This is a genomic window from Brucella sp. TWI432 (assembly GCF_039674445.1).
GTDB lineage: Bacteria > Pseudomonadota > Alphaproteobacteria > Rhizobiales > Rhizobiaceae > Brucella > Brucella chromiisoli.
The window spans coordinates 476,350-497,008 of sequence record NZ_JBDJNL010000001.1 but is presented as its reverse complement, the minus strand read 5'-3'; the positions used below and the strand labels follow the sequence as shown (position 1 = coordinate 497,008).

The window sequence follows — 20,659 nt, the reverse complement described above, 5'->3', positions numbered from 1 at the left end:
GGGGGTGAAGTCTGGATGACTTCATAAAAGGCAAGGTCGCGCCCTGCCCTTTATACTGTCATTCAATAGCCGAGATACGCCAGCACATCGCCGCCTTGATACATGCCGCCAGTTTGACGCCATGCAATCGTTTCACCATTGCGGCAATCAAAAAGCTCATCGCCTTCAAAGTCGGCTGTTATGCCATGTCGCTCCAATTCGTTGAGCGCTTCATCAAGTGAGACGTTGCTTTCAATCGCTGTTTCAAAATCCATTGGATCACCTTTTTCGCATAATTGCGGATTGTTCGATTGCATCGATAAAGCGCTCATGTGAACGCCTTAGAGTTACAATCGGAAAGGCGGCAAGCATGAAGCCGCCGCCTGTATTCGATAATTCGATTATTCGGTTTTTGTTTCTTTATGTATCCTGCAATCGCAGGGGACTAGTCTTGATAGAGCGGCGCATGTTCAGTGCATCAAACCGGGCTATTCCAGCCGGACCGCATATTGCCTATCGTTCTTTGCTTTATCGCCAGTCAGGTTAAACCCCGGCGCATATTTGCAAGCGTCCTATTCTTAAGTCAGGCCGGACTAGCATTAGCGCTAGATTTTCGCAGGCCCCGATTGACTGGACGGTTTGTCACTCCCGCCACGGATCAATCACCTATTGCGCTTATGTCTCGCTAGAATCAGTTTCCGTTCAATCGTCAGATGATACGCGGTAAACCGCCATTCTTCCGATACACCTACAAGGAAAGTGAAACCTTGATAACCAAGCTCCAATGTCAAAGAACCGGCGAGAACCCCGCCCGTCAGACCGCTAAACCGTTCTGATACATTACGTATAATTTAATTCATTTCGTATTGACAAGCGAAAAATGCAAAACCCATAAATTATTTTTTTCAAACTAATAAAATCAATAACTTAGTTCATCGATTGTTTTCCACATAACCGCATATAATCCATTCATATCGTATTAGACCGCTCTTTCGCTGATACCCGCCCCTAGCGCAATAATGCCCGTGTACCGCTCATAAGGTGTTGCCAATCAACACGGGGGGAGGAGGAGAGAGAGGGGAAAGAGAAAGTGAAACAAAATATTGCGTGTTGCCACATGTCCGAGTCATACCCGCTTACATAGGGACGGATTGCGCCCGGACACAATCGCACACACAACCAGCGCCACCACATGCACGGCTTGCCCTTGCCCTGCCCTGTGTTGCCCTGCCTGCATCACCTGACACACATCGCCCTGCCCTGATACCGTCAAGCGCTCTTGCGTGCGTCTCACTGGTATGGCTTGCCCTGCCCTGCAATGCCTTCATAAGCGGCTGTTATAGCGCTCAATCAGCGCTCACCGCCAATAATCAATACATATCAATGGGTTAGACCCCGTGGGGCTTTAGGTTCTTCCGAGGGGTGGCAGGGGCACCGCGGGTCGGGCGCAGCGCAGTCTTTGAGTGCTTTTTGCGTTTTTCATTTCACCCTTCCGATTCCGACATTTGGGTGTGTCCCAAACCTGGCTGATCACCGGGAAAACGTGGAGCCTTTCATGGCGGTTAAGCCCCAAACCACACGAAAGAAAATGGGGTGGTATGCCGGAGATGCCTCAGTAGAAGCCGGTGTTTTTAGAAAATCTAATCGGCTGACAGCGAGCCGATAGAAATGGTTTTCCGCAAATACAAAGCGATTAATACGTTTCGTAGAAAAAACTTGTCGTTTGGAGGTCAAACATGTTCGGAATGCTAACCAACCTGACCAAAGCAGCGGTAGCGGCAACGGTCCAGACACCGGTTGCCATGCTTGCAGATGCAGTAACGATGGGCGGCGCACTGACTGGAAAGGATGTTCCTTACACGGTCGATGCTCTGGGAGCCGTCGTTAAAAATATCGAACAGGCGACCGATCCCAAAAAGGATTAATCACCATGCAGATCCGCCTTGGCACAAGAGACATCAGTGCACTCCGCAGTTTCGGGAAAATGACCGAGCGGCTATCGAGCCCTCAGTTTCGTAATGCGGTTCACAACGGGATTGTCGATGCGGGTCGCCGGACAAAGACCAGCGTGCAGCGTGCCGTCTACAAACAGATGAACCTGAAGGCTGGTAATTATCAGGGCTACGTTGTCGCCGGGACGAGAGGCGTTCCGAGGAAAGCGATCCTCGCCTACGACATCTTCGGTGTTAAGGGCGGCGCGGCGATTGAACAGTATCGGGGACTTCGTTCGGTAAGCCGAGGTAATCGAATGAATGTTGGCCGCTCGGCATCTGAACGCGGCGCAGTCCGATCGGGTGTTTGGAATAACCCTCGTATCTTCAAACGATCGTTTGCCACGAAGGGTGGTTTCTACGCGATGTTGCCACCGGGCGAAGGGACGTCAACACGCGCACCTCGGGCGCTTTGGACCTATGGCCTGAAGTCGAACCAGCCTCGCGGGGCTGGCGGCAAGTTTGCATCTTCTGGTGTGAAATACGGCAAGGTCCGCCGCTTGTTCGGCCCCTCACTCATGAAAGAAATCCCCGAGGATCAGTCGCTCGCTACGTTCTTGCGAGAAGGTCCGCAGCAACTTGAGCTGCATGTGGGTAAGCGCGTCGAGAAATTGATGAGGTTCTAATGGTTGCGAAGAAGCCGGCGGCTAAGAAGCCCGTGCAAAAAAAGCCGCCGCTCAAAAAGCCGGCTGCAAAGAAAACGTCAACCAGAAAGCCTCGTACGTCAATCAAACCGGAAGTGAAGATCAAACTGGCGGACATGATTGTCAACCAGACTGATCTTGCTGAAGCGATCGGGATATCGACGCGCCGGCTGCGCCAATTGGAGAAAGAGGAGGAAATCATCTTCTCCGAATCTCTGGGCAAGTATCGGGTGGGTACGGTCTTCCAATCCTACGCCGCATATCTGCGTGAAGGCGCTGTCAAGAAAACCGGAAACGAAGGGCTTGATCAGCTGCGTGCTGAGAAAGTTCTCGACGCTCGAATGACGCGCATGAGGAAAGATCGAGAACTCATCACACTCGATGAAGCATTGGGAACAGCCGATGAACTGGCAGGTCTTTTCGTAGCTTACTTGAATGGCTTGCCAGCCGAGATCACGAAGGAGCCGCGAGAGCGGCAGAGGCTCCATGACATCATTGATAAAGGAAGGCTCCGCCTCGCAGATCGTCTCGGAAAAAAGATCGATGCTCTACGCACGGGTCAGGAAGATGCTGACGCCGAGGACGAGGACTAACCCTATCCAATGGGCGATGGACAACCGAGAATACCCAGATACTGCAGGGCGACCGGGGCAAAGAAACCCACACATAACACCTTACATGACCAAGTTTGCGATGGCTGTTCACGGCCGTACGCACAAGCGTGTCGTGTTCGTGGTGTCCGCGCAGTCCGGCAAGACTGAAACATTCCTCGATATTATCGGGGAGCGCTTGGATACGCAGCCGGTTCCGATCCTGTATGTCGGCCCGTCGAAAGACTTCATAACCAATCAGTTTGAGCCGCGCATCGATGAGTTGATGAGAAGCACTTCTTTGAAAGCGCTGTCTGCGGTGAAGTCGAAGCAGAAGAAGACCAAGAAAATCATCAGCGGTGTGCCACTGCGACTGGCACATGGTGGATCTTCAACAGCCCTGAAATCAGACCCCTACGGATTGGCCGTAACGGACGAAGTGGATGAGCTGGCAAGCAACCTGAAAGGTCAAGGCGATCCCGTCGGCATGATTGATGCGCGCGGTGACACGTACCCGGATTTCGTCCACGCCATCACGTCAACACCAAGTGAAGGGGCTGTCGAAGTGGAAATCGATCCAGATAGCGGCCTTGAGTTCTGGGCTGAAACAGACCCGGAAGAGATCAAGTCTACCGTCTGGCGATTATGGATGACCGGGACGCGACATCATTGGGCGTGGCCATGTCCGCACTGCAAGGAATATTTCATTCCTCGTTTCGCTTGCCTGTCGTGGGATAAGCCGAAGTCGGAAGATGGCAGAGAGCTTCCATCCAAGCCAGCACGGGCCATGAAGACAGCACACCTCGAGTGCCCTCGCAACGGCTGCCTAATTTATGAGTTGGATCCATCACCGGATGGCGACCCAGTTAAGACGACAAAGGAATGGATGAACGAGCGCGGCGATTACGTTGCGCCTGGTCAGTCCATCGATACCGAAGGTGTGGTGCACGGTGAAGAGCCTGAAAGCTGGACACTGAGCTACTGGACTTCAGGTCTTTGCTCACCGTTTAAATCGTGGGGGGATCGAGCGGCCGCCTATGTGGAAGCAGTAAGATCTGGAAACCCTCGATCGATCCAGTCAGTAAAGAACCAAGGCTTTGGTGAATTGTATTCACTGGGCGGCGGCAATGTTCCTGACTGGAGCGAGGTGGCAGAGCGTGGATCTGATTACGTCATGGGCCGCGTGCCAGACGAAGTGATGGTCCTCACGCTGACGGCGGACGTGCAGCTCGATCGAATAATCTACACGATCCGTGGATGGGGACCGGGCGGCACATCATGGTTGGTGGAAGCCAACGAGCTCTATGGACCTACCGAAGATCAAGAGGTCTGGGACACATTCGCAACCGTCATCACCGATACCTATGACGGCTTGCCGATCAAACTTGTTCTTGTGGATTCCGGTTATCGGCCGGGCAAGAAATTCTTGGTTCCTGAGCATCGTGTATATGCGTTTGCCCGCCGTTTCCCGAACCTTGTTCGTGCGACGAAGGGTTCGTCTAATCCGATGCGCAAGCCGCTCACGTCAAACAAAATTGACATCCAAATCGGTGGCAAGGAGATCAAGAACGGCTTGGATCTCCTCCGTCTCGATACCGACTATTTCAAGTCGTGGGTGCAGCAGAAGATCCGGTGGGAAGATGGCACGCCGGGCGCATGGTATCTGCCTGAAGACATCTCGCAGGATTACTGCAAGCAGATTGTTTCCGAGAGCCGAATGCGAGCTCCCGGTGGCAAGGTCAAATGGGTGCAGCGCGGTAAGGAAAACCATTACCTCGACTGTGAGTCCATGCAGGGGGCGTGCTGCGTAATCCTGAACCTGACGAAGCTTCGATCAGGGGTCACGGTGTCAAGACGTGCATCCACTAAAAATAAACCCGAAACACCGCCCGAAGAAACACCGGTGCCAAAGCGTGCAGATCCTAATGCACGCAGACGGCCGGGCAGTCACTGGGGTGGAGGAGGCAGCATCTGGTGACGATCGAAGATAACGAAGATGCAAACGACATCCTCCAGCCCGAGGCAGAGCCATTGGCTCCAGCGGAGCTGGTGGAACCTGACCCGTTACCGCTGGAGATGGAGCTGTTCACCCCCGAGGAAAAGTTCTCTTTTCTGCGGGATCTCAAGACAGCTTATTACCTTGGCGCAACGCGGGTGAAATTCCGTGAGCGTGATGTTTCCTATCGCAACCGCGAGGATATGAAAGCCATCATCGACCAGCTTGAGGCCGAAGTTTTCCCAAAGAAGCGACGGTCTCGATCGGTCTTCACAACGTTCAGAAAGGGTTACTAAATGGCTAACTTTCTGGACAAAGCTATTGGCTTTATAAATCCACGGGCTGGGGCGAACCGCTTGGCGCAGCGGAAGAGAATGGAAATTCTTTCGGGGATTCGCGGCTATGAAGGCGCATCGAATGGACGGCTTGCGTCGGGCATCCGTGCTCCGTCGTCAACAGCTGATACGGAAATTGGTAAAGCAGGTCCAATCCTCCGGGATCGGTCGAGAAACCTTGTCCGCAATCACGCGCTCGCGGCAAAGATCGTAACGGCTCACGCCAACAACTTTGTCGGCTTTGGCATCACGCCTCGGTTCAAAGACCCTCGGGTTTCCAAGATTTTCAAGAAATGGTCGAAGGTTTGCTTCACGGGAACTGATCTGGATTTCAACGGCGGCATTCACCTGCTGGCCAGAATGATGGTGACGGACGGTGAAGTATATGTTCGTCGCCGGTATCGAGAGCGTGCAGACAAACTGCCGGTTCCATTGCAACTCCAGATCCTGGACGCTGAATTCTGTGACTGGGGCAAGTATGGCACGCCGATCACAAACCCCGGCAACCGGATTGTTCAAGGTGTCGAGTTTGACGCGATCGGAAACCGTCGCGGCTACTGGATGCACGGAAGCAACCCGAAATCATCCACCGGATGGCTAACGGTTCCAACGGATCTCCAGAGTAAGTTCGTGCCGGCCGAAGAGATCGCGCATCTTTATGAGCCTCAGGCCAATCAGGTTCATGGCGTTCCTTGGCTTTCGCCTGTCATGATGGACATGCATAACCTCGCTGACTACGAGCTCTCGGAGCAGATCCGTAAGAAAGTCGAGGCGTGTGTTGTCGGCATGGTCGTGCCTGGTGACGATGAAGTGGACCCGAACGATCCTAACCTTGGCATCGCGGAAACGGATGATCCTGCAAATATCGACGAAGGTATCTCGGTAACAGACATTTACGGAACCCCATTTGAAAGAATGGAGCCGGGAATGTTTGGTGTGTTGCGTGGCGGCAAGGACATCAAGTTCAACAGTCCTGCTATTTCAGCAGGCCTTGAGCCTTACATACGCACACGTCATCGCAGCATCGCGGCAGGTGCACGCATCCCATACGAGGTCGTGACAGGTGATTTCAGTCAGGCAAACTTCGCTTCAGGCAAGCTCGGCCTGCTTGAGTATCAACGCTTTGTTGAAATCATCCAATGGCAGCTCATCATCCCCATGGTCCTTGAACGGGTTGTGGGTTGGTTCCTCGAAGCCGCCAAGCTCGATGGAAAAATTCCAAAGAACTGGGATGAAGATCCAGAGTGGAATCCGCCTGAAAAGATGAGCATCACTCGTCTCGATGACGCTCGTGCAGACCTCGCTGAGGTTCGCATGGGCAAGCGATCGATGAAGGAGGTCATTTCCTCCACGGGCCGCGACCCAGAAGAAGTTCTCAAAGAAACCGATGAGTGGAATCTGATGGTCGACAAAACCACCAGCAAGGTCGTGCTCGACAGTGATCCGCGCAAGGTGACTTCGCAGGGGCAGGCTCAATGGGCCGGTGATGGTGAGGCTAAAGATAACGGAGGCAGCAATGCCAAAACCCCTTAAGAGATCTCTGGAAACGGAGATCCGCATCCCTAAGCCATTCATGGCCTGTGAGGTGCGGTCGGATACCTTCAACGAGGAAAAGCGCACGGTCGAGGTTTGCTGGACAACCGGCGCTGCGGTCAAGCGCTATTCCTACGACGAAGGCTACTACATGGAAGAGCTTGCCGTTGATGCTAAGGCGATCCGAATGGGCCGCTTTAACGCAATGTCTCTGCTCGATACGCACGATCAGTATTCCATGCAGAACCGCCTTGGCACTGTTGTTCCAGGCAGCGTGCGATTTGAGAACGGCCGCGGCTACGCAACGATCATGTTCTCACGAAATGCAATGGCCGAAAGCATCCTGCAGGATCTTCGTGACGGTCATCCCCTCCCAATCTCCGTTGGCTATCGCATCCATAGCTACGAGAAAACCGAAGGCTCTGACGGCAGGCTGCCAACCCTTCGCGCAATCGACTGGGAACCGCTGGAGCTTTCAGCGGTCCCCGTGCCTGCCGACTACGAGGCAATCTCTCGCTCTGAGCGCTCTGAGCCAGCTGGCGAAGATTTTGAAAAAGTTCTGGTTCGCCAGATGATCCAAACTGCGGAAGACCCCGCAATTTCCACGGAGAATAAAGCAATGAACAAGCGCGAAGCAGCCAAGTCTTTCAATGGCGACAAGCTTGACGCACTGGCAATGGGTGCGGGTCTTTCCCGTAACGAAGGCGAAACAGATGACGCTCTTCGTGCTCGCCTCATCGCAGCATACGACGAAGAAGATAAGCAGCGTGCGGAATCCGAAGGCGCTGTTCGCCGTGCGGTTGAAGAAGAGCTGAAGGCTCGCGGCGTTGCGGAAATCAAGCCTGCCCCTGCAACAACAGTCGTGCCGGCACCGCTCACCATTGAGCAGGTAAATGCGGCGTCGGCAGAAGCGACGGCCTCTGAACGTAAGCGTGTTAAGGACATCAACGATCTTGCCCGTTCGGTAAGCATCGATGTCGAAAGCGATGAAGTTCGCAAGGCAATCGACGAAGGCGGTAGCGTCGACGATTTCCGCAATCATGTGTTTGCCACGCTGGTTGCGCGTCAGGCGTCCAACCCAACTTTCCCTCATATCGAGACACGCGGAATGCAGGACGCACAAGATACCGTTCGTAAGATGGTCGCAAATGCGATCCTTCATCGTCAGGGCGTGGTCAAAGATCTGGAAGATGGCGCACGCGAATGGCGCTCAATGTCCACGATGGACATTGCGAAAGAACTTCTCCGCGCACGCGGTGAAAACGTTCGCGGATCGATGCACGATGTTGCAGAACGCGCCTTGCACACGACCAGTGACTTCCCGATTATCCTTGGGGACATCACACGCCAGACCCTGCTCAATGCATACGGTCTTTACGAAAACACTTTCCAGCTCTTCGCGACAAAGACGATCCTCTCGGACTTCCGGGAAACTAAAGTGCTCGACATCGGCTCGGCTCCTGATCTTCTGCCGAAGGGTGAAAGTGGCGAGTTTAAGTCCGGTACTGTTCGCGAAAGCGCAGAGGGCATGAAGCTCCAGACATACGGTCGCAAGATCGGGTTTACCCGTGAAATGCTGATCAACGACCAGCTCAACGCCTTCATGCAGATGATCTCCAACTGGGGTCTCAAGGCTGCAAAGTTGGAGGGCGACGTTGTCTGGGGGGCTATCCTGAGCAATATCAAGCTTAAGGATGGCAAGGGTATCTTCCATGCTGATCATAATAACATCGGCGCAGCCGCTGGGATTACCAAGGATTCGCTCGAAGCCGCTCGCCTCTTGTTCCGCAAGCAGAAGACGATCGACGGCGAATCCATCAACGTCACTCCCAAGTACCTCTTCACAGGCGCTGATCTGGAAACCGCTGCGGACATCCTTATCCGGGGTGTTACCGTTCCAACCACTACTGACGCCATCGTGCCGCAGGGTATCCGCTCACTGACTCCGGTCTATGAGCATCGCCTTGATGCAGTCGCAGAAAAGATCTGGTTCCTGTTTGCCGATGCGGCTTCGACCATGGGCCGTGGCATTCATTACCTTCACCTGCTCGGTTCGGAAGTGCCTCGCACGAATGAGCGCATTGGCTTCGACGTTGAAGGCGTTGAATACACGCTGGCTCATGACTTCGGTGTCGGTGTGACTGACTTCCGCTTTGCGCAGAAGAACCCGGGCGAAGCAAAGGCTTAATCGTCACCTCGATCAATCGATAGGCGCTGGTAGGTAACCGGCGCCTTTTTCATTTTTGCGAAACAAGGGAGTATCCCAATGCGCAACTTCATTCAGCCGGGCAATTACCTCACTGTAGTTGCAGCGGCAGCCGTAGTATCCGGCGCGTTCGTCAAGGTCGGCACCATGTTTGGTGTGGCCGCAACCTCGGCTAAAGCCGGCGAGCAGTTTGAGCTGAAAATCGGTGAAGTCTATGAGTTTCCAAAGGTAGCTGCGGAAGCATGGACGCAGGGCCAGGCCATTTACATGACCGCAGCCGGCATTGCCACCACAGTTGAAGGCACCAACACAAAGGCTGGGGTCGCATCTGAAGCAGTGTCCGCGTCGACCGGCGCCGGCCGCGTACGCCTGAACTCAAACTTCTAATTCAGGAAGGCGGTGGTCACATCGGCCGCCGCCGCCCCAGTCAAAAGGTGAGTTATGAAAAACTATATCGTTGAGCATGACACGATCATCGAAGGCCGTCCCGTATCTGCGGGCGAAACTGTATCGCTCTCGGTCGATACCGCAAAGGCATACAAGTCGGCCGGTCTGATCAATAATGTGGACGGCGATAGTGATGACGACCTCGCGAACGGCGAAGAAGTTGTCCACGCTAAAGGCGCCAAGAGCGACAAGAAGTCGGACGCCAATGTCGATGAGAAGGCTCTTCCTGACTCATCGCGGGAAAACAATCCTGCCACGCCTTTTGAAGGCAAAAAATAATAGGTGAGCTATGTCTCTGTTCGACCGTATGGATAAAGCTGTCAGCCGGACGGTCGATCGGGTGAACGCGATTGAGTTCGTGTTCACCCCCATGAAGTCGACACCAAACGGTCGCCCCGGCCCCGACGCGGGACGCAAGGTTATAAAAGGCAGAGGCATATTTGATTATATTGCGGCTGAATATGGCGTTCAGCTTGGCGTGCGTAGATCCTACCGTGAAGCGAACGACTTGCGTTCTCTTCAGTCTGGCAGAGATCCGCAGCTATCAATTGACAGAGTTTACTTCCCGGTGAGATTGGATGAGCCAAAACAGTCCGATCTGATCAGTTTCCCCGGCCGACCAGAACTTCCAGAATTTCAAGTCGTCTCCGCACAGAGAGACGGACTTTCTCGAATGGTCTTATTGCTCGTTCAAAGAGAGGGGCAGGTATGAGTGTTTATCGCAGCTTGACGCGAATGGCCGCTGTTTGCGCGCTGAACAACTACCTCAATAAAGATGAGCCGTGGCCGACATTGGCTGGGCCAAACATATTTGATTCCAAGATTGAGCCGGTTGAGGATATTGCAACCGATCGAGTTTTCCCGTGTGTGGTTGTCTACACAGACTACGACAAAGATCCTTGGGTTAAGGCCGGCGGAATCCACGCGGACCGCTTCATGTCACTGACCTTTGAAATCCTAGTCGTTCAAACTGTGAAAGATAAGAATGGCCAGCCACACGCGGAATATTCCCTCGAGTGCCCATCTACCGATAGTGAGATCGAGACAACGCTCGATGCGCTCGAGCAGCAGATCTTTCGAGCATTGACCAAGGGCGGCGTGGCAAGCGATCTATTCAATTACATCTGCCCAAAATACCACACGGTTATCAGTCGTCGCGGTGCATCCGTCGAAGGCGGTCTTCGGTTGGCGGCGCGCCAGCTCACTGTTGAAATGAAAGCATCGCGTGAAAACATCGCGGGAGTTATCCCTGTAGAGGTGAAAGACTTCCTTGATCGTATTTCAACATTCGATGATTACAAAGACCGAGTTGACGACTTGGTGCACATGCTCACGCTCAATGCAGCGCTTACGCCAAGCGAACAAAGCGCGCAATCTCTTGGCTATGGCAAGCGTCTCTCAGAGATGCTTTCCACGTCTGTTGGTTCACAGCCTGTACTGAAGACGCCGATCAAGTGGGAACATATAGGTATCTCCACATGAGTATGGCCACTATTTTCGATAAATTGGTCGAGCGTCTGGAGACCATCGAAAGTGTCGTTCGCCGCAATGCTGTTCGCCAGAATAACATCTTCCGAGAAGGCGTTGTCAAAGAAGTCGACTTTGAAAAAGGTACGGCGATCGTCGAAGCCCATGGCGTCGAGTCCCCGCCAACATCATGGTCAGAACAGGCTGGCGATATTAACGAGTGGACCCCGCTGTCTGTAGGCCAGCGCGTTATGCTCGTGTCGCCGGATGGTGAGCTTTCAAAATCCTTCGTGATCCGCGGAGGGTTCACGGACAGTACACCACAGCCTCACAACAAAGGTGCAGAAAAACGCACCTCTATTGGTGACGCTGTCATCACTCAATCAGCTCAAGGGTTCGTCCTTGAGGTGGGTCCGTCGAAGCTTAGCTTTACAGCTGAAGGACTCCTCGTTGAGGTCGGCGGGGTTTCCTACTTGATCTCCGCTGCTGGTTCCACCCAGACCGGGGGCAAGCAAGAGCACGACGGGAAGAATGTCGGAAACGATCATATCCATGGCGGCGTAGAGCCGGGCAGAGCAAACACGGACGTGCCGTCTAATTAGGAGCAGGAACTATGACCAAGAAAAGCTATACCGTTAACGCAGATGGGTTCATTCACGGTGCCGGACGCAAGAAAGATGAATCCCTCTTGCTGTCTGATCGCGAGGCAAAGTACCTCGTGATGTCTGGTCTGATTTCAGTATCAGGTAGTAAAAATGAACCAGCCGTGGTTGGAGAACCATCGCCAACCACTCTCGATAAGAAGACACGCTAATGGCTCGAGTAGGCATCGACGCGACAACCGGTCGGTGCCTCTTCGGGTGGGATCATTGCCTCCAGAGTATAATCACGATCTTGACGACTGAATTGCGTGAGCGCGTTCAGCTTCGCGGGTTCGGGTCAAACATCCCCAACATCATTGACCGGCCACAAACCGTGGAAACAATCATCGATCTGTATGTCGCAACGGCGCAGGCTCTTGAGCCGCGCATCGTTGAAGGGCGGCAACTCGGTGAACCGGGCTTTGTTTTCTTACGTGGGAATGTCGACGCTGCCACCCCCGGTACTGTCAAGTTTCAAATAGGTGGCGTGTTCTTTGAGAACGGTCATCTGGGGGATTATTCCAACCCTGTAGAGCGCACGGCCATCATCGCCCTCAACGAGATCGAAGGGGGAGTTTACACAATCACCTGACCTGAGAGGAAACGCCGTGGCCATCGATCTAACACTTGTCCCGCTTCCCGATGTGATCGAGACACTTAGCTACGAACAAATCCTTGAAGACATGGTCGTAGAATACAAGCAGAAGTGGGCCAAGGTTCGTGAAAAGAAGCCAGAGCTTCCGCCGTACAATGTCGAGATGTTGGAAACAGACGCGGCTAAGATCATCATTGAGGTTTTCGCCTCAAGAGAACTGCTCTGGCGAGCTCGCGGTAATAACGTCGCTCGTGCGGTCATGCTCGCATCAGCGCGAGGGACAGATCTCGACAACTTCGCAGCTGACTTCGGTATGACCCGGCGCATTATCAGGACAGATTCCGCGGGAAACCCTGTTTTTGAAAGCGATGAAGAGTTTCGACAGCGGCGTAATCTTGCCCCGGATGGCTATGCCGCCGCGGGGCCGGAAGACGCTTACAGGTATTTCGCATGGTCGGCCGACCCGATGATCAAGCAGGTTGAAGCCATCAAGGGTTTGAACAATCGCTGCGATATTATCGTGCTTGGCCGTGACGGTGACGGCACTGTGCCACAGGAAGTCGTCGCCAAAGTTTATGCCGCACTGTCGCCAAAGACACGCCGGCCGCTGACTGACAGCGTTTATGTCCGGTCAGCCACGGTCGTATCTCAAATCATACGTGTGAAGATCACGGCTCAAACCGGGCCTGATGTCAGCACGGTTAGGGCTCGCACCAAAGCATCGATCGAAGCTTATGCGCAGTCAAGATCCTCGATCGGAAAGTCATTGCGTGTCGACGGCATCATTGGTGCGGCGCATCTAAACAACGCTCTGGAAACGGTCCAGGTCATCGAGCCGTCGGCCGATGTTGTTCCCGGAGAGTACGGCACGGTCTTTGTGCCAGAGGTAATAGTTGAGGTGTCGTGATGGATAGAGGTGCAACCCTCCTCCCTATGAACGCGACCGACTTTGAAAAGGAACTTGAACAGCTCGCAGTTTTTGCGGTCAATCGTGTAGACGTTGACCTTGTGAAAAAGATGCGAGACCCGTTCCTTTGTTCGGTATCGCACCTCCCGTTCCTCGCATGGGGCCGAGGGGTTGATCTCTGGAGAGAGAATTGGCCAGAGTGGAAAAAGCGCAGGATCACTGCTGAGATCTACGAAATGAAGGGGCTCAAAGGCACCCTTCCCGGTATCAATAAATACCTGTCGTTTGTCGACGCTGAGATCTATGACGCGATCATCCCTCCTGTCGGTGTTTATCTCACAGACTATTCGCCAGACACGCTGGCCGAATGGCGCAAGCAATTCGATGAGCTACGGCTGTATCCATATAGCATCCCCGGTGAACGGCCGGCCTTTGCGATCGGTGACGGCACGAGGGAAGTGCCGGGATATGTGGGTGGATTCTTCGTAATGGAGAATGAAGCCGCCAGATATTACGGCCGGCGTGCAACCATCATCTCTGACGGTGTGGAATTTGAAATCAGATCCTTTGACCAGATGGGAACATGGGGCAGTGACGTGGCGCTCGATGTCACAACATTCGCCATCCCGGCTGAAGCATCGCCAAACGATGTCATTGTCGATCACAGCTATATCGGACACTCGTTCATATCAAACAAGAATCGTGGCCGGCTCATTACGGTTGGCAGGGACGGCACGCTGGGGACCGGGCAGATCCCGGCGGGCATTGAGAGCGTCACGCCTCTTAACATCTCTCCAGAGCGCGTCTATGAGCGCCACGCTGGCAGATACCTCGAGCCGTTTCTTACTGAAGGATCTCGGACGGGTGTCGATCACTCCTTCGTTTATTCGGATGTGGCGGCGCAATACATTTACGATCGATGGCGGCTGCTTGATGAATCGAAGATCAACGTCGGACAGGCCGGCGGCTTGTTCGCACCGTTCATCAACTACAGTTACATCGCGCTCGATCCATTCACAGCCCTCCTCCGCGTCAAAGCGACTTACGAGAAGGAAGGGCGATGGGCATATGTTGGCGATACGTTCATCGGTCACAGCTACATCGGCCTCAATACAGAGCGAGTGAATGATGTCGGTGAGGCGATCTACAAATCGCGATCGCTGCGAGATCAGGTCTGGTTCACGACCGCCACCTACCGCCCAATGAAAATTAACGATCTCAGTTTTGCTGCCGCCCAGCCGTGGCACGGCATGATACCCATCGAGAGGACTTCACTATGAAGATTGCCCGCTTTTCATCTAACCAGAATGCGGTCCTTAGTGACTTCAGAAACATTGCAGAGTTGCCACGCGATGCTCTGGATACGCTTATTCAAGCAGCGATCAGCGGCCGCCTTGATACTTGCTATGCTGGCGCGACAGTCGCACGAACGGCAACCACTCAGGTTACGGTTGAAAATCCAGTTATCCTTTTCAAGGATGGCAGGCTTTACACGGGCGGTGACGCTCCAACCGTTCTGAACTTGCTGGCTCAAGTGCCGACCTCGGGCAATCGACGTATTGTCGCCATCCTTCTTCAGGCGCAGACTGTTGCTGATGGCACAGAGCCTCGTGACTTTGTTGTCAATGGATCTGTTTACCCTCCGCAGGTAGATCCGCAGCCGACGGCAACAATCGAATGGCGCAAGGCAAACGTAGCAATCCAGCTTGGTGATCCTGCACCATCGCCAACCCGGCCGGTTGTCGACAGCGCCAATGCGGTGATCGCATGGGTTACACTCTCCAGTACTGAAATCGTTTCGGTCGAGCAAAGCACGCGCAATCGCATCACCACACTACGGCAGCTTGATAGCCGCGTGCAGCTGGTGGAAGATTGGATGGATGAAACACAGCCGGTTGTCGAAGGTCTCAAGACTGACGTTTCAAAGCTGGTTGCATCCAACTCCAATAAGCTTTCGCGTGACATGCAGGTTTATCTGCTTGAACAGATGGCCCGTGTATTTGAACAGACGGGCATGCCGGAAGGAAAGTCTTACTCAAAGACGGATCACTTCCTCGACACGAACGGGACGGACCTCACGCACATCCAATCCGTAACGAAAGTGGAAGAAGGTATTCGCTTTGCCGACGACAACTCGGCTGACTTCACCATGGGCTTGCTGACCCCTTCGGACACGGGCATTCAGGCTTCACAGGGTGGGCTTGTTCTTCCACGCTATACGGAAAACAATCTGATCTCGATCGTAGAGCGATCCACAGAGCACGCTCTTGCCAACGGTGGTTCGCAGACCATTTCGTACAAGCTCAACACGACATCGAAAACCCGTATCCGTTACGGAGATCCTTTCGTGGTATGCACGAACGCGACTTGGTGGCAAACCGGCCGTTACGACAGTGTGAAGGGTGTGTTCTATAAGGACGGCGTGGAATACAACGCTGAGTTTTCGGAGCAACATCCAAGCGGCGATCCGAACCATTCGTTCAAGCGTCTGCGTCAGATCTTCATCGATACTTATGAAGAACCATATTGGGCTGCGACGGTAGTTCAAGCTTCGTACACAGGTCAGGTCGCCGGCAACACATTCATGATGCCGCGATCGGGTTGGGTAACAGCTGTCAACCTCATGTTCAGTCGTGTTGATGCCGGCGGCGGTGACGTTCGCCTTGCATTGTGTGAGATCTTCCAGAACGGCGCACCGAACTATGAAGCCTGCTATGCGTCGACAACTGTTTCGGCATCTGATCTTAAGATCCATCCGATCAAGACACGGTTCGCGATCGAGCCTGTGTTCCTTGAAGGTGGTAAGCGATATGCTTGGTTTGTCATAACCTCCGGCAACCATTGGTTGGCGATGGCTGAAAACAATAAGTATGCGCAGGGTTCGTTCTTCGTCTCGACTGACGGTCTATGGTCACAGGGCAGTATCTCGCTTGATGCGTGCTTTGAACTGTTGGTCGCAGAGTTCATTGCTCCACGTGTCACGGTCAATCTGCAGCCTTGGAACCTTTCCGGCGGTATCTGCAGTATCGATCTCGTGACCCGGCAGACTGTGCCCGATGGTTGCGCCATTGCATACGAAGTTCAGATTGGCTCCGTGTGGCACACGATTGACCAAGTAGTTAGCGGCGCTTCACCTCTTGCGAACCTTCCGGCCAACATCAATGCTCGCATTGTCATGCTTGGTACGACCGAGTTGATGCCTGGCATTAATCTGCTTCAGTCAAAGGCAACGGTATCTCGACCACGCAGAGACGGTGTCCATATCACGACACCTTTTGTGACGCCGGGTCCGGTCAAGGAAATCATGGAGATCGTAATCCTCGAGCATTACGACGAAGTGAACCACGACCTGAGCTGTCGCCTGCTGACCGGAGCCGGCTTTGGTACGGAAACAGCACCTTCAGCTGTCACAGACGAAGTGCAGCCAGACGGTTCTATCCGCCGGACGTTCACATGGACATTCGGCACCGCGATATCGACATGGAAACGAAAGACCACATACAGCACCACATCGGCGTTGGCTGTGTTCCTTGTCTCCAGCACGACAAGCGTTGCATATCCATAATATTTGAAACCAGGCCCACCCTTAAAACGGTGGGCTTTCTCTTGGGATGAAGCAAATGCCAGACAAGAAAATTGATCCTGAAAAGCTCTACAAGGTGGATCTCACCAAAAGCGTGAAAGTCGGTCGGTTGGTTATCAACCCATCCAATAGCACGCGCATCAAAGGTGACGCTTTGCAAAGCCTGATTGACCAGGACAAAGACGCGGTAAAGACCTACGAGGTGGCATAACATGTCGGACCTGTCTAGTTTCCTTTCGACCAAGCGGACAGCTTGGAGTGCCGCCGTTTGGGATGGCTTCATCGAGGCGGTGGCGGCTAGACTGGCTCCACTCGAAGAACAGCTCAACATTCAAAAGGAAGTCACCGACGCGATTATCGCTCGCGGCCTGACTGTGATCGAACAAGAGCTTGCGCCTATCGTGCAGCAGGCCGATCAGATCCTTGATGAAAGTACTGAGTCCATCACGCTTAAGCTCGCAAGGTTTGAGCAGAAGGTAACGGGCGGCACGGTAATTTGCGTGTCGAATACCTCAGCAACTTTGGCGAACGCTGCAACGCTCAACCTAAACGTTGTGGCGGCTGACAGAGAGTTCTTTGCTCCCACGCCATACCTTGCGCTCTCGCGCGCATCCACCGTGGCGAATTGGGCAATAGCAAAAGTGAAATCGTTCAATCGTTCGACAGGCGCTCTCTCGATAACGCTTGAGCAGATTACGGGCCCAGGTGGTCCTTATACAGACTGGATCATTACCAGCCTTCCCGGCGCAACTTTGCTGCAAATAGCGTACTACGAGCAAACGCTGGCTCTAAGCGAACAGGTATCGAGCGACAAAAAAGTAACAGGCGAAGATCGGGCGGCGGTCGCAGTTAACCGTGCCGCTTCGGAAACCGCGGCCGAGATTTCTGTCGGTGCCCGGCAGGGGGCAGAAACCGCTTATGCGAACTTGCGTGATGCGATTGCCGAGCCTCTTGTCCCGCCAACAAATCCAGTCGTCGGGCAATTATGGTGGGACGGGTCCATCACACGCGTTTACGATGGGATCGGTTATGTCCCAACTGTGACGACTTCTATTGGCGGTCGACGCTTCGAGCAAGGTATCTTCGGCCCTCAGCCCGATGGCGTTATCACCGTCGGAGGTGGTTTTACGTCAGCCCTGGTATTCATCAATGGAGCTTTGATCAGCGAGAATGATGATTACACTCAAAACAGTCCAATAATTACAATCAACAATCCGCAGCAAGGCGACAAGTATTTTGTCGAGGCCTATTTGTCTACAGACGCAACGGATTATGACACAAAAGAGCAAGTCGATCATAAGGTATCCACCGCGTTTAATGCTGTGCCAAAACCCACCACCGCTACAGTAGGCGCAGCTGTTGCCGGTGCAAATGGAAAACAAACCCCTGCTGATGGAGATTTCTTTGCCGGTGTAGAAGCTGGTAGTTCGACCATGTTTAAATCAACATGGGCGAACATCAAAGCTACGCTGAAAGCATACTTTGATCCGATTTATCAAAAGGCGCTCGACTTTACGCCCGTGCGGCAGTTCAACGGCGGCGTCGTTAGCATCGGCTGGGGCAGCGGGCTGGAGCTAAATGTAGATGCGACGTGGTTTGGCAATAACTGGCCAGTCAGTATTTCCGGCAGAGCGAACGGCGGAGCGAATTGGGCCGATGGAGCAAATTACGCAAACACGTTGGGTGCTGGTGGATGGAACCTCGCCACTATACAAGACCAGCTGAATTGGCGTGTTAGTGACACGAGGTTTGATGGCTATTTGCAGCAAGAAATGCGTACGACAGGCAGTGCAACTTCGCCGATCACGGGAGCATCTGGCTACGTGGTGACGGCAGTATCAAAGCGCAATGTGGAAGTGCTCGATATTTATTCGAGGCAACCACAGAGATACATACCCAATCAAGGCTGGCGCGCATTAGGAGGCTGGTAATGAGAGATTTCGGAAAATTCATTTCCAGTACGGAAATTATCGAGCTTCCTCCGCTACCAGTCGGACTTGATGAAGAAGGCGAACTAATCTTCGGGGAGCCGCGTAAACAACCAGTTCTAATTTTCCGAGATATCAACGGAAATGATTGGTTCGACTTAGCGAAGGAGTTCCCGCATCCGTTTTACATTGCTGTGCATGATGATGGTCGGATTTACTCGATGGAACCGGACTTCCAGTCCTCGCAAATCGCTGGCCATTTGATCGGGATCGATAGCGACTTCGGATATACGCGCGGTCACGGCGGAACCGTCTACGGCAAAATCTGGAATGGCGCAGCAATTGTTGAGCCAGAACCAGAACCAGTGCCGATCCCTGACGAAATCAGCCGACGCCAATTCTTCCAACAGCTTGCCGTCATGGGGATTATCACTCGAACCGACGCCCTTGCTGCGATGCAGGGCGGGATTATCCCGACCCCACTACAAGCGATAATCGACCAACTGCCAACCGAGGATGATCGTTTCGACGCACAAATGTTCGTCGTTGGGGCGCAAAACTTTCATCGCCTGCATCCATTGAGTGAGACAGTTCGTCTTTCCCTCGAATGGGTGCCGGAACAGAAAGACGCCTTTTGGAGAGACGCTGCCAAACTTTAAACAGCGGCTCTTGCAGGGCGAGATCGACGCTTGTTCAGAAGCGAAGTAAGTACCGCCGAAATGGGGCGCTCTATAATCGAGTAGTAGAGCGCTCCCACGACGACAGAGACAGCGATAGAAACAAGCATCAGCGCAAATCCTTCGCCTAATATCGATGCCAGTGCTGCTTTTACTACGCTCAACATAATCACATGCGTCAGGTACGTCGCGTACGATATGTCTCCCAAGTAGACGAGCGGCATAGGTACAAACTTTTCAATCACACTTCTAGACAGGATAGCTGCCGCGAAAAGTGGAACAACCGCGAGGCCCATTCCAGTAAGCCCGTGTCGGCTCATTGCTGGTGAAAGGTAACACGCCATGAAGAAGGCGAAGGCCAAAACAGCCACAGCAGACAAGACATAGCCATTGCTTACCGTAACTTGCTTCCGTTCCACAAAATGAAACGCAGCGCCAACGAGAAATAGCCAGCATAACGGATTAGTGAATACCCATGCGTTGGCTTGCAAACGTTCCGCATTCAAAAGCTGAATGAAGGACAAATCGGGTTGCTGCCAAAGCGGTACGGCTAGAAGCAAGATCGCAAATGCCGACAGTATAAAGGCCCAACGGTGGCGAACAAGCAAGCCAGCCGCCATTAGGACGTAGAAAAACATTTCATAATTTAGCGTCCAGCCGACAACAAGCGCAGCAAAGCCGTATTGCGACGGGGTGTTATCGAACTGAATAAAAAGAAGACTTTGAGTGATTTCCCAAACAGTGGGTCCGTCACCATTTTTCAGAAAGAACGCGAGACAGAATAGAGCGGTCGCAATCGCATAAGGAGGCCAAATGCGGATTAGACGTTTAACGATGAAATCTCCAGACGCGCGCAACCCGCTACCGAACCGCGTTACCGATGATGCGATAATATATCCGCTAATAAGGAAAAACAGGTCTACACCCGCGAAGGCGAGCGGAACGTAGTAAGTCCGTCTAGCCTCATCGGATAAACCAGCGAGCAACGCGCTGGCGTGAAAAATAACAACAGCCAGTGCCGCTATCCCTCGTAGTGCCTGAACTACTTTGTTCTTTTGCAAAACCGCCCCCGTCTTTACTGCCTCATAGTATATTTCTAACTCCCACCACAACGTAAATTTGCGGAGTAGGAAACACACA

Annotated in this window: 23 protein-coding genes; 21 read left to right on the top strand and 2 right to left on the bottom strand. The window is 53.2% G+C overall.

From position 1 onward, the window contains the following. Window positions 1-62 precede the first annotated feature (62 nt). On the bottom strand, window positions 63-311 hold the full coding sequence (locus ABE527_RS02380; RefSeq protein WP_499695992.1) for a hypothetical protein: 249 nt from the start codon (window positions 309-311) through the stop codon (window positions 63-65). A gap of 38 nt (window positions 312-349) precedes the next feature. On the opposite strand from ABE527_RS02380, the gene ABE527_RS02375 reads away from it, so the two are divergent. From ABE527_RS02375 to ABE527_RS02275, 21 genes are all read left to right on the top strand, one after another. After that, a complete protein-coding gene (locus ABE527_RS02375; RefSeq protein ID WP_499695991.1) occupies window positions 350-526 on the top strand; it encodes a hypothetical protein in 177 nt (58 codons plus the stop codon). Between the two features lie 1,189 nt (window positions 527-1,715). Beyond that, window positions 1,716-1,904 (top strand): hypothetical protein, encoded by a 189-nt coding sequence (locus ABE527_RS02370; RefSeq protein WP_499695990.1) that lies wholly within the window; start codon window positions 1,716-1,718, stop codon window positions 1,902-1,904. A gap of 5 nt (window positions 1,905-1,909) precedes the next feature. Beyond that, window positions 1,910-2,596, top strand: coding sequence for a hypothetical protein (locus ABE527_RS02365; RefSeq protein WP_499695989.1), 687 nt, complete (start codon window positions 1,910-1,912; stop codon window positions 2,594-2,596). After that, entirely contained in the window at window positions 2,596-3,207 is a 612-nt protein-coding gene (locus tag ABE527_RS02360) for a hypothetical protein (RefSeq protein ID WP_499695988.1), read from the top strand. Before ABE527_RS02365 ends, ABE527_RS02360 begins: the two co-directional genes overlap by 1 nt. Then, window positions 3,101-5,182, top strand: coding sequence for a terminase gpA endonuclease subunit (locus ABE527_RS02355; RefSeq protein ID WP_499695987.1), 2,082 nt, complete (start codon window positions 3,101-3,103; stop codon window positions 5,180-5,182). The genes ABE527_RS02360 and ABE527_RS02355 overlap by 107 nt, the downstream gene beginning before the upstream one ends. Then, window positions 5,179-5,496, top strand: a complete 318-nt coding sequence (locus ABE527_RS02350) for a phage head-tail joining protein (RefSeq protein WP_499695986.1) — start codon at window positions 5,179-5,181, stop codon at window positions 5,494-5,496. Before ABE527_RS02355 ends, ABE527_RS02350 begins: the two co-directional genes overlap by 4 nt. 78 nt (window positions 5,497-5,574) lie before the next feature. Next, on the top strand, window positions 5,575-7,068 hold the full coding sequence (locus ABE527_RS02345) for a phage portal protein (protein ID WP_499695985.1): 1,494 nt from the start codon (window positions 5,575-5,577) through the stop codon (window positions 7,066-7,068). Beyond that, window positions 7,052-9,256 (top strand): prohead protease/major capsid protein fusion protein, encoded by a 2,205-nt coding sequence (locus ABE527_RS02340; RefSeq protein WP_499695984.1) that lies wholly within the window; start codon window positions 7,052-7,054, stop codon window positions 9,254-9,256. Before ABE527_RS02345 ends, ABE527_RS02340 begins: the two co-directional genes overlap by 17 nt. 78 nt (window positions 9,257-9,334) lie before the next feature. Continuing rightward, complete coding sequence (locus ABE527_RS02335) at window positions 9,335-9,661, top strand: DUF2190 family protein (protein ID WP_499695983.1); 327 nt, start codon at window positions 9,335-9,337, stop codon at window positions 9,659-9,661. 54 nt (window positions 9,662-9,715) lie between these two features. Further along, the gene (locus ABE527_RS02330; RefSeq protein ID WP_499695982.1) at window positions 9,716-10,000 is read left to right on the top strand and encodes a hypothetical protein; all 285 of its coding nucleotides are present in this window, start codon (window positions 9,716-9,718) and stop codon (window positions 9,998-10,000) included. A 10-nt stretch (window positions 10,001-10,010) separates the two neighbouring features. Continuing rightward, a complete protein-coding gene (locus ABE527_RS02325) occupies window positions 10,011-10,433 on the top strand; it encodes a hypothetical protein (RefSeq protein WP_499695981.1) in 423 nt (140 codons plus the stop codon). After that, window positions 10,430-11,203: a hypothetical protein gene (locus tag ABE527_RS02320; protein ID WP_499695980.1), complete on the top strand. Its 774-nt coding sequence runs from the start codon at window positions 10,430-10,432 to the stop codon at window positions 11,201-11,203. Before ABE527_RS02325 ends, ABE527_RS02320 begins: the two co-directional genes overlap by 4 nt. Further along, window positions 11,200-11,790 carry a hypothetical protein gene (locus tag ABE527_RS02315; RefSeq protein ID WP_499695979.1) on the top strand — a complete coding sequence of 197 codons (591 nt, stop codon included), beginning with the start codon at window positions 11,200-11,202 and terminating at the stop codon, window positions 11,788-11,790. Before ABE527_RS02320 ends, ABE527_RS02315 begins: the two co-directional genes overlap by 4 nt. A gap of 11 nt (window positions 11,791-11,801) precedes the next feature. Beyond that, window positions 11,802-12,002 (top strand): hypothetical protein, encoded by a 201-nt coding sequence (locus tag ABE527_RS02310; RefSeq protein ID WP_499695978.1) that lies wholly within the window; start codon window positions 11,802-11,804, stop codon window positions 12,000-12,002. Next, window positions 12,002-12,421 carry a GPW/gp25 family protein gene (locus tag ABE527_RS02305; protein WP_499695977.1) on the top strand — a complete coding sequence of 140 codons (420 nt, stop codon included), beginning with the start codon at window positions 12,002-12,004 and terminating at the stop codon, window positions 12,419-12,421. The genes ABE527_RS02310 and ABE527_RS02305 overlap by 1 nt, the downstream gene beginning before the upstream one ends. 16 nt (window positions 12,422-12,437) lie before the next feature. After that, window positions 12,438-13,331, top strand: a complete 894-nt coding sequence (locus tag ABE527_RS02300) for a baseplate assembly protein (RefSeq protein WP_499695976.1) — start codon at window positions 12,438-12,440, stop codon at window positions 13,329-13,331. A gap of 26 nt (window positions 13,332-13,357) precedes the next feature. Next, window positions 13,358-14,611: a phage tail protein I gene (locus ABE527_RS02295; protein ID WP_499695975.1), complete on the top strand. Its 1,254-nt coding sequence runs from the start codon at window positions 13,358-13,360 to the stop codon at window positions 14,609-14,611. Further along, window positions 14,608-16,896 carry a hypothetical protein gene (locus ABE527_RS02290; protein ID WP_499695974.1) on the top strand — a complete coding sequence of 763 codons (2,289 nt, stop codon included), beginning with the start codon at window positions 14,608-14,610 and terminating at the stop codon, window positions 16,894-16,896. Before ABE527_RS02295 ends, ABE527_RS02290 begins: the two co-directional genes overlap by 4 nt. A gap of 55 nt (window positions 16,897-16,951) precedes the next feature. Beyond that, window positions 16,952-17,125, top strand: coding sequence for a hypothetical protein (locus ABE527_RS02285; protein ID WP_499695973.1), 174 nt, complete (start codon window positions 16,952-16,954; stop codon window positions 17,123-17,125). A gap of 1 nt (window position 17,126) precedes the next feature. Next, complete coding sequence (locus tag ABE527_RS02280) at window positions 17,127-18,845, top strand: hypothetical protein (protein WP_499695972.1); 1,719 nt, start codon at window positions 17,127-17,129, stop codon at window positions 18,843-18,845. Then, complete coding sequence (locus tag ABE527_RS02275; RefSeq protein WP_499695971.1) at window positions 18,845-19,501, top strand: hypothetical protein; 657 nt, start codon at window positions 18,845-18,847, stop codon at window positions 19,499-19,501. Before ABE527_RS02280 ends, ABE527_RS02275 begins: the two co-directional genes overlap by 1 nt. On the opposite strand, the gene ABE527_RS02270 is transcribed toward ABE527_RS02275, so the two are convergent. Beyond that, window positions 19,498-20,580, bottom strand: coding sequence for an acyltransferase family protein (locus tag ABE527_RS02270; protein WP_499695970.1), 1,083 nt, complete (start codon window positions 20,578-20,580; stop codon window positions 19,498-19,500). The genes ABE527_RS02275 and ABE527_RS02270 overlap by 4 nt on opposite strands. Between the last annotated feature and the right edge of the window lie 79 nt (window positions 20,581-20,659).

Bases quoted from the DNA above. Each gene is read 5' to 3' on its own strand.
- ABE527_RS02380 (WP_499695992.1), bottom strand. From the start codon at position 311: ATGAGCGCTTTATCGATGCAATCGAACAATCCGCAATTATGCGAAAAA.
- ABE527_RS02375 (WP_499695991.1), top strand. From the start codon at position 350: ATGAAGCCGCCGCCTGTATTCGATAATTCGATTATTCGGTTTTTGTTT.
- ABE527_RS02370 (WP_499695990.1), top strand. From the start codon at position 1,716: ATGTTCGGAATGCTAACCAACCTGACCAAAGCAGCGGTAGCGGCAACG.
- ABE527_RS02365 (WP_499695989.1), top strand. From the start codon at position 1,910: ATGCAGATCCGCCTTGGCACAAGAGACATCAGTGCACTCCGCAGTTTC.
- ABE527_RS02360 (WP_499695988.1), top strand. From the start codon at position 2,596: ATGGTTGCGAAGAAGCCGGCGGCTAAGAAGCCCGTGCAAAAAAAGCCG.
- ABE527_RS02355 (WP_499695987.1), top strand. From the start codon at position 3,101: ATGACATCATTGATAAAGGAAGGCTCCGCCTCGCAGATCGTCTCGGAA.
- ABE527_RS02345 (WP_499695985.1), top strand. From the start codon at position 5,575: ATGGAAATTCTTTCGGGGATTCGCGGCTATGAAGGCGCATCGAATGGA.
- ABE527_RS02340 (WP_499695984.1), top strand. From the start codon at position 7,052: ATGCCAAAACCCCTTAAGAGATCTCTGGAAACGGAGATCCGCATCCCT.
- ABE527_RS02335 (WP_499695983.1), top strand. From the start codon at position 9,335: ATGCGCAACTTCATTCAGCCGGGCAATTACCTCACTGTAGTTGCAGCG.
- ABE527_RS02330 (WP_499695982.1), top strand. From the start codon at position 9,716: ATGAAAAACTATATCGTTGAGCATGACACGATCATCGAAGGCCGTCCC.
- ABE527_RS02325 (WP_499695981.1), top strand. From the start codon at position 10,011: ATGTCTCTGTTCGACCGTATGGATAAAGCTGTCAGCCGGACGGTCGAT.
- ABE527_RS02320 (WP_499695980.1), top strand. From the start codon at position 10,430: ATGAGTGTTTATCGCAGCTTGACGCGAATGGCCGCTGTTTGCGCGCTG.
- ABE527_RS02315 (WP_499695979.1), top strand. From the start codon at position 11,200: ATGAGTATGGCCACTATTTTCGATAAATTGGTCGAGCGTCTGGAGACC.
- ABE527_RS02310 (WP_499695978.1), top strand. From the start codon at position 11,802: ATGACCAAGAAAAGCTATACCGTTAACGCAGATGGGTTCATTCACGGT.
- ABE527_RS02305 (WP_499695977.1), top strand. From the start codon at position 12,002: ATGGCTCGAGTAGGCATCGACGCGACAACCGGTCGGTGCCTCTTCGGG.
- ABE527_RS02295 (WP_499695975.1), top strand. From the start codon at position 13,358: ATGAACGCGACCGACTTTGAAAAGGAACTTGAACAGCTCGCAGTTTTT.
- ABE527_RS02290 (WP_499695974.1), top strand. From the start codon at position 14,608: ATGAAGATTGCCCGCTTTTCATCTAACCAGAATGCGGTCCTTAGTGAC.
- ABE527_RS02285 (WP_499695973.1), top strand. From the start codon at position 16,952: ATGCCAGACAAGAAAATTGATCCTGAAAAGCTCTACAAGGTGGATCTC.
- ABE527_RS02280 (WP_499695972.1), top strand. From the start codon at position 17,127: ATGTCGGACCTGTCTAGTTTCCTTTCGACCAAGCGGACAGCTTGGAGT.
- ABE527_RS02275 (WP_499695971.1), top strand. From the start codon at position 18,845: ATGAGAGATTTCGGAAAATTCATTTCCAGTACGGAAATTATCGAGCTT.